This is a genomic window from Variovorax sp. Varisp85, assembly GCF_047304045.1.
Lineage (GTDB): Bacteria > Pseudomonadota > Gammaproteobacteria > Burkholderiales > Burkholderiaceae_C > Variovorax.
Genome location: NZ_JBGLYN010000136.1, coordinates 1 through 1,694 on the forward strand (window position 1 = coordinate 1; position 1,694 = coordinate 1,694).

The 1,694-nt window shown below is 70.8% G+C and carries 1 protein-coding gene; it reads right to left on the reverse strand.

From position 1 onward, the window contains the following. Nucleotides 1-69: 69 nt before the first annotated feature. Nucleotides 70-1,581, reverse strand: a complete 1,512-nt coding sequence (locus tag ACCC97_RS28700) for a 6-hydroxynicotinate reductase (protein WP_413336356.1) — start codon at nucleotides 1,579-1,581, stop codon at nucleotides 70-72. Between the last annotated feature and the right edge of the window lie 113 nt (nucleotides 1,582-1,694).

The window sequence follows — 1,694 nt, forward strand, 5'->3', positions numbered from 1 at the left end:
CCCCCATCCCAGCCTTCCCCCAGAGGGGGAAGGAGCCACAGCCATGGCGCACGTCGACGCGAGCATTTATCAACCCAGCATGGGTGCGTGGCCGAGCGGCCACGGGTTGGCATCGTCCATCGCGAGCCATTGGCGTGCGAGCGGTGCGCCGTCTTCCTGCCATGCACCGCGCGCGAGCGCCTGCTCGAGCGAAAAGATGTGCTCCATGTGGCCGCCGAGCGCGGCGTAGTCGTCGCGCCGCATGCTGAACTCGATGGGCGCGACGATGGCCGGCGTGGGCACGGTGCCGAAGCTGTTGTCGGGCATGCGCATGACATCGGCCATCACGGTGATGCCGCCGCCGGGCCACACGTAGGCCGGCGCGCCGCCGCAGGTGACGTTGACCAGCGCGCGCTTGATGGCCCGCGTGAGCAGCACCGGGTTTTCGGTGACGCCCGCGCGCAGGCTGCCACCGGCGCCGCCGAGGAACAGCACGGTGCACAGCGAAGGCTCGCAGTTCTCGCCGATGCGATCGACGATGCGCTTCACTTCGGGCGGCATCGGCTGTTCGACGGGCTTGAGCGCATCGTCGAGCACGTACCACTGCGCGTGCTCGCCGGTGGTCGAGGTCATCAGCAGGCGCAGGCCGGGCCGCGCCACGCCCTCTTCCCAGCCCTCGATGATCGCCAGCGGATCGGCGATGTCGGTGCCGCCCCAGCCGTTGCCCGGATTCGCCACCTGGAAGTAGCGCCCCGGCGTCGACTTGCGCCCCAGCATCTGGATGCCCGAGGGCGCCATGTCGAGGCAGCGGCCGGCCTGGTGCTCGGTGAGCACGCCGGTGATGTGGTCGTCGACCACCACCACCTCGTCGGCCACGCCCGCGAACTGGCGCGCGAAGATGCCGACCGCCGCCGAGCCGCAGCCCACGCGCATGCGCTGCTCTTCCACGCCGTTGACGATGGGCGCCCTACCGGCCTGAATGACAAGGGTGGAGCCGCCGTCGATGGTGCACTCCACGGCCTTCTTGTTGCCCAGCAGCTGCATCAGCTCGGCCGTCATGCGGCCTTCTTTCTTGCTGCCGCCGGTGAGGTGGTGCACGCCGCCCAGCGAGAGCATCTGCGAGCCGTACTCGGCCGTGGTGACGTGGCCCACGACCTCGCCGCGGTAGCGCACGTTGGCCTGCTCGGAGCCGAGGAAGCGGTCGGTGTCGATCTTCACCTTGAAGCTGCAGTAGCTGAAGATGCCTTCGGTGACGACGGTGACCATGTCGACGCCCTGGGCTTTGGAAGCCACGATGAAGGGCGCGGGCTTGTAGTCGGGGTAGGTGGTGGACGAGCCCACGCCGGTGACGAAGACTTCGTCGGCGTGCAGCAGGTCGCCGTTCCAGTCGGGGGCCTGCGCCGTGGCGGGCTCGGCGCCCGGGCGATCAAAAGGCACCAGCGCCGGCGCCTCGCTCTCGATCGTCCGGCGCAGCAGCACCACCGGATCGACGCGCACCAGCACGCCGTCGCGATTGGCGTAGCGGTCGCAGGCGCCGGTGCGGCCGTCGGAGATCTGGCACAGCACCGGGCAGGCGTTGCACTCGACCTTGGCAGTGCTCATGCGCTCGTTGCGCGGGGGGGCGCGGGGCGGCGGGGCCGCCCCCCGCGGGCGCCCCCCCCCGGGGGGGAGTAGCGCGGGGGGCGAGGGGAGTGGGTGGTGTGTGGGGGGGGGGG

Excerpts from the sequence above, each read along its gene's own strand:
- ACCC97_RS28700 (WP_413336356.1), bottom strand. The coding sequence starts at position 1,581 with ATGAGCACTGCCAAGGTCGAGTGCAACGCCTGCCCGGTGCTGTGCCAG.